Genomic DNA, 5,738 nt, shown 5'->3' with positions numbered 1-5,738 from the left:
TGTGTTAGCCGGATGCTTACATAAATAACAGAGACACCCTTCACATTGATGTGGAAGCTTAATACCTTATTTTCTCCTAGCAACAACAAAGCACCCCAAAGGAGCCTTGCTGTGAACTGTTCATCTAGAAGGTTTTTTTAAAAATTCAGAATCAGAAATTATTAATTTGGAATACGCAGTACCTGCCCCGGGAAAATATCATCGGCATTTTTTAATAATGGGCGATTGGCCTGAAAGATTTTATTGTACTGGTTGGCATCCCCATAAAATTCTTTAGAAATTTTAGACAGCGTATCGCCAGATTTCACCGTATAAAATTTGCTTTCTGGTTCAGGATTCGCCACAGTCAGTTGGTCATCAACTTTGGCGACATGATCAATATTACCAACAGCAAGAATGATTTTTTCACGGTCGGCTTGGCTTTGTACCTGCCCTTTCACGGTTGCCAGATCAGTGCTGCCATTATAGGTGACCGATAGACCTGAAATCGGCAAACCTAGCGATTTGATATGACCCAATAACTGATCAGCAATTTGCTGAGCAGATGGTTCTGCAGGCTTCGCTGTGGGCGTTTGTTGTGCCGCGGGTGCTTGCTGCTGTGGCTCTGCAGGTGCGGTGTTTTTCTTGCCAATGCCTTTTACAAAATCAAAAATACCCATGGAAGGCTCCTTATTATTCTCTGGTTTTTCTCTCCCTATTGTTTATAGCGGAATTCATCTACCCCAAAGTTCATCATTGGTAAGCTTCCTGTTAAGGAATGTAAGCTTTCACAACTGCAAAAAATTCCGACACAAAAAAACCACCTTGCGGTGGTTCTTAAGTTCAGCAAAGCTGAAAATCTAGCGATTAACCCAGTTTTTTAGTCACGTAGTCAATTGCAGATTGTACAGTTGTAATTTCGTTAGAATCTTCATCTGGGATAGTGATGTCGAAATCGTTTTCGAAAGACATTACCAATTCAACCAGGTCAAGAGAGTCAGCACCTAAGTCATCCATGAAAGATGCTTCGTTTTTAATCTCTTCGACTTTGATACCAAGTTGTTCTGCAACCGCTTGTTTAACGCGTTGTTCGATATCGCTCACAGGAATTCTCCTCATTGCTTGTGGCGTTTTTAATGCCGTTAGTTTAATTGAATCTATAAAATTTGGAAAGTTTATACTTGAGCCCCTTAGCTCATGTATAAACCACCATTCACATGAATTACAGTACCTGTAATGTAACTTGCCTTATCCGAAGCCAAGAAACTTACGGCATTTGCGATATCCTGTGGCTCGCCGAGACGATTCAGTGCCACTTGATCACTCATTTTTTTACGAATTTCTTCGCTCAACTGTTCGGTCATTTCTGTCGCAATAAAGCCAGGTGCCACAGAGTTTACAGTGATCTGACGGCTACCCATCTCTTTTGCCAGGCTGCGGCTGAATGCTTCGATCCCTGCTTTTGCAGCAGAGTAGTTCGCCTGACCTGGGTTTGCAAAATGCGCCACCACAGAACTGATATTAATGATGCGGCCGAAACGCGCTTTGGTCATGCCTTTCAGCACACGTTTAGACAAACGGTAAACTGCTTTCAGATGGATGTTCAGGATATCGTCCCAGTCATCTTCTGACATACGCAGTAACAGGTTGTCTTTGGTAATACCGGCATTGTTTACCAATACCAAGACTGGGCCATAGTTCTGCTCAATATCAGTTACCAGTGCATCAATGGCTGCGCCGTCACGCACGTCCAGTACTTTGCCCGCACCATTTTCACCAAAGCCAGCTGAGATTTTTTCAGCACCTGCTTCAGAAGTGGCAGTCCCTACCACAAAAAAACCGTCCTGTATCAGTTGTTGTGCAATTGCAGCACCAATGCCGCGGCTTGCACCTGTCACCAAGGCAACTTTACGTTCCTGTGTCATGCAATTTTCCCTTCTGCCACCAATACGGTGTTGAGTGCATCTTCCAGACGGGATTTGGTATCCAGCGGAAGTGCTTTTTCGATGTTTGGTAAACGTTTTGCCATGTTGGCAAGCACATTACCCGGACCGCATTCCACGATATACGCAATGCCTTCGTCTTGAAGGAACTGCAAGGTTTTGGTCCACTGTACAGATTCATAGAGCTGTGCAGTCAAATTTTGACGAAGCTCATTCACATCTGACGCAATTTCTGCGCCCACATTTTGTATTACAGGAATACGTGGCAGCTCAATGGCAGTTTGTTCCAAAGCCTGAGCAAACTGCTCAGCGGCAGGTTTCATCAGTGAACAGTGTGATGGAACAGAAACTGGTAGTGCGATGGCTTTGCCGCCATTCTCTTTTGCCAACGCCATCACAGCTTCAACGCGTTCTTTATTCCCTGCAACAACTACCTGACCTTGAGCATTGTAGTTTGCGGCTTCAACAGAGCCTTCACCTGCTGCAGTCGCCTGAGCACACAGCTCAACCACTTTTGCGTCATCCAGACCAAGGATTGCAGCCATTGCACCGACGCCTTCTGGTACAGCAGTTTGCATCAGCTTACCGCGCAAGTTAACAAGCTTCACAGCATCACTCAAGCTTAAAGCACCAGCAGCCACCAATGCGCTGTATTCTCCTAAAGAGTGACCTGCCAGGTACTTCGGTGCCACACCGCCCAGCTCTAGCCATACACGCCATAATGCGATAGATGCCGTTAATAGTACCGGTTGAGTAAATTCAGTTTGGTTCAGCCCTTCACCACTCTGTGCAATCTGCCAAAGATCGAAGCCAACAGCCTCTGAAGCCTCAGCAAATGTGTCACGCACGCTACTAAACTGCTCTGCCAGTTCAGCGAGCATGCCCGCTTTCTGTGAACCCTGCCCCGGGAATACAAATGCAGTTTTGGTTGCCTGAGCTGCTTGCTCGAGTTGTTTAGCAGACATAATAAAATCCTTTCATTCAAGAGAAATTAATTTTCATCGTACTGATCAAAATTAACAGGTAATACCACCTAACTCATTGTGGAGCGCAATTTAACACGTAATTTTGACCACAGTAATTGCCAAATACAACAAAAACCGAGCTTTTAGTCTATTTTATAAAAACAGGAAATAAAAAAAGGGAGCTTAACGCTCCCATTTTTTCTATCAAGCTTAACGCTTAATACATCACCTATTATTCAGCAGATGCTTTAGCGAATAATTGACGACCACGGTAGATACCATCTTTAGATACGTGGTGACGACGATGAGTTTCACCAGTAGTTTGGTCTACAGTTAATGCATTCTCGGTTAAAGCGTCATGTGAACGGCGCATGTCACGGCGAGAGCGACTTTTACGGTTTTGCTGAACGGCCATGATGGCTCCTTACAAAGATCGAAAAAATGGATCAGAACAAATTCGATTGTCTTATACCTTGGAGTATAACACAAAAATTAGTTAAGTTTACCCTTCAACGCTGCCAAAACTTCAAACGGATTGTCCCGTTTTTCTTCGACAGCCTCTTCAGCGGCGGGTTGGTGCTTATGCTCACAAGCATCATGCTTAGGAGACAACGGCATCAACAATAACAATTCATCTTCTATCAGTGCGAGCAAATCAGCGGTCGCAGGTGCATCATATGAACCTTTCGTCGTTGCTTCGCTTTCACCTAAGACGATGAAATCAGCATCCTCATCCAAGCGCTCTATCAGTGATTCGTCATCCACAAGAGCCAGATGAAAATCTGAAACAAGATCAATCTCAACAGTTTCCAGACAACGCTGGCATTCCATTGGAACTGATGTTTCAACATGACCATCTAGCCACACAATGCGATGATAAGCATCCATTGATAGCTTACAGTCTATGTTGATCAATTGATCATCAATTGATCCAACAGCTTCACGAGCAATACGAACAAAGCGGGATAAAGGCAGTTGACCTGACCATTTAAAGCCCTGTTCAGCCCATTTAAACGGCTCAATCTGTGCCGGAAAGGTATTTGCTGACATAATTAAGGCGGCAATTCTACAAATTCATCAGAACTCTGTCAAAGATTAAGATACAATTTTGCACTTATTTAGACAGACCAATTGGGTAATTTCAGTCATGCATCTGTTGCAGCCGCAAACAGAAGTGAATGTTTCATCACTCGTTAGCACACTTTCAACTCAGGATTCTGACAACTCACTACAGCAAGTGCAACGCTTACCTTGGGCGAATTTATCGTCAGAAGCAGAACAGGTTGATTGGCTCATCTTACACTTTAATCATTGGTTTTCCCACCTAAATGTCACATTAGTCCGTGGTGATTTTGAACCAGAATATTTCCCGGCAACCCAAGATGCTCCTGCACGAATTCAGTTCGCACATGGCTTCTTTAATAGCGCCCTGCACGAGATTAGCCACTGGACCATTGCGGGTAGTGAACGCCGTAAACTGCCTGACCTGGGCTACTGGTATGCGCCAGATGGTCGTACCGCCGAACAGCAGGCTTTGTTTGAACAGGTTGAAGTCAAACCACAGGCGATTGAATGGATGTTTTCCAAAGCCTTTGGGCGTAAATTCCGCGTGTCTTTAGATAACCTGACGGGTGAAGGCGGTGATGGAGCAAGCTTTAAAGATAATGTCTATACGCAGGTGCAGCGTTATTTTAGCGGTGAAGCCAAGCTGCCCCGTGATGCGAAACGTTTCATTGATTGTATTTGTGCCTGCACCCGGAATGGCAAAAGTTTACAATCCGACGAATTTCTTCGTGAAATGCTTGATTAATTTACATAAAACTACTGTGAATGGGATTGCGTGCAGGGTTCAGGCAATCTCATAATAAGGTCAGCATAGGATCGGAGGCATAGCTTATGTTGCATTTACGCGTACACCCAGACAATCCCCAACCACGTCTGATTTCACAGGCGGTGGAACGTATCCGTGCTGGTGATGTGGTTGTCTATCCGACCGATGCCGCTTATGCGATTGGCTGCCAGATCGGGAACAAAAATGCCATGGAGCGCATTGCCCAGATCCGTAATCTTGGGCCTAAGCACCAATATGCCATTCTGTGCTGTGACTTGTCTGATATTGCGACTTATGCCAAGGTCGATAATGCCACCTACCGTTTGCTGAAAAATAACACTCCTGCAGTGACGACTTTTATTCTGCAAGCCACCAGTGAAGTACCACGCCGTTTAATGCATCCGAAAAAGAAAACCATTGGTTTGCGTATTCCAAGTAATCCGGTCTGCCAGATGCTATTACGTGAACTAGGTGAACCCTTACTAACCTCTACCCTGATTCTGCCTGACCAGACTGATCCACTAGATGATCCGTATGAGATTGAAATGCAGCTCGGCAAACGGATTGATGTGTTTATTGATAGCGGCTTAGGGACTTTAAATACTACTTCAATTGTGGATTTATCCGGTGAACAGCCTGAAGTGATTCGTCATGGTGTTGGGGACGTGAGTGCGTTTGAATAATTAAAGCTTCTTATAGTTTGGTTTCGGGAGAAAGTAAAATGAATCTGTTTTATCTCCTCCTGAACCTAAATGAGTTTCCTGACGATCATCTGATCTATGCTGAAATACCCTGGACACTAGAATCCAAGGCAATTTCTATCGAAAAGAATTCTAACTCTACCTTAAGCCTGAATATCGACAATATTGAGTATCACTATTTCCTCAATATTGCGCTGGCAAAAAAGTTGCTACAAATTTATTCCACCAATAATGTTTGTCTGGCAGAAACCTGCCAGAAAGTAATTGAATATGCATTACAGGAGCAAAATAAAATAGCTTTATCCCTTTAGCCGTAAAA

9 protein-coding genes are annotated in these 5,738 nt (G+C 44.2%); 3 read left to right on the top strand and 6 right to left on the bottom strand.

The features are described 5' to 3' along the window. Window positions 1-161 precede the first annotated feature (161 nt). From lysM to GW12_RS05450, 6 genes are all read right to left on the bottom strand, one after another. The gene (gene lysM / locus GW12_RS05475; protein ID WP_034584510.1) at window positions 162-659 is read right to left on the bottom strand and encodes a peptidoglycan-binding protein LysM; all 498 of its coding nucleotides are present in this window, start codon (window positions 657-659) and stop codon (window positions 162-164) included. A 187-nt stretch (window positions 660-846) separates the two neighbouring features. After that, a complete protein-coding gene (gene acpP / locus GW12_RS05470) occupies window positions 847-1,083 on the bottom strand; it encodes an acyl carrier protein (RefSeq protein WP_004783299.1) in 237 nt (78 codons plus the stop codon). An 86-nt stretch (window positions 1,084-1,169) separates the two neighbouring features. Then, window positions 1,170-1,904: a 3-oxoacyl-ACP reductase FabG gene (gene fabG / locus GW12_RS05465; RefSeq protein ID WP_034584508.1), complete on the bottom strand. Its 735-nt coding sequence runs from the start codon at window positions 1,902-1,904 to the stop codon at window positions 1,170-1,172. Continuing rightward, complete coding sequence (gene fabD / locus GW12_RS05460; RefSeq protein WP_034584506.1) at window positions 1,901-2,887, bottom strand: ACP S-malonyltransferase; 987 nt, start codon at window positions 2,885-2,887, stop codon at window positions 1,901-1,903. The genes fabG and fabD overlap by 4 nt, the downstream gene beginning before the upstream one ends. Window positions 2,888-3,119: 232 nt before the next feature. Beyond that, window positions 3,120-3,302, bottom strand: coding sequence for a 50S ribosomal protein L32 (gene rpmF / locus GW12_RS05455; protein ID WP_004783304.1), 183 nt, complete (start codon window positions 3,300-3,302; stop codon window positions 3,120-3,122). A 77-nt stretch (window positions 3,303-3,379) separates the two neighbouring features. Then, entirely contained in the window at window positions 3,380-3,937 is a 558-nt protein-coding gene (locus GW12_RS05450) for a DUF177 domain-containing protein (protein ID WP_034584504.1), read from the bottom strand. Window positions 3,938-4,034: 97 nt separating this feature from the next. Here GW12_RS05450 and GW12_RS05445 point away from each other — a divergent pair, with 97 nt between their 5' ends. The 3 genes from GW12_RS05445 to GW12_RS05435 all read left to right on the top strand — a co-directional run bounded on the left by GW12_RS05445 (window position 4,035) and on the right by GW12_RS05435 (window position 5,730). Then, window positions 4,035-4,697, top strand: a complete 663-nt coding sequence (locus GW12_RS05445; RefSeq protein ID WP_034584502.1) for an elongation factor P hydroxylase — start codon at window positions 4,035-4,037, stop codon at window positions 4,695-4,697. 86 nt (window positions 4,698-4,783) lie between these two features. Then, on the top strand, window positions 4,784-5,401 hold the full coding sequence (locus GW12_RS05440; RefSeq protein ID WP_034584499.1) for an L-threonylcarbamoyladenylate synthase: 618 nt from the start codon (window positions 4,784-4,786) through the stop codon (window positions 5,399-5,401). Window positions 5,402-5,439: 38 nt separating this feature from the next. Next, window positions 5,440-5,730: a hypothetical protein gene (locus tag GW12_RS05435; protein WP_034584497.1), complete on the top strand. Its 291-nt coding sequence runs from the start codon at window positions 5,440-5,442 to the stop codon at window positions 5,728-5,730. Window positions 5,731-5,738: the final 8 nt, after the last annotated feature.

Origin of the sequence: Acinetobacter sp. HR7 (assembly GCF_000773685.1) — a bacterium.
GTDB lineage: Bacteria > Pseudomonadota > Gammaproteobacteria > Pseudomonadales > Moraxellaceae > Acinetobacter > Acinetobacter thermotolerans.
The sequence above is the reverse complement of the archived record's forward strand: the minus strand, read 5'-3'. Positions and strand labels throughout refer to the sequence as shown.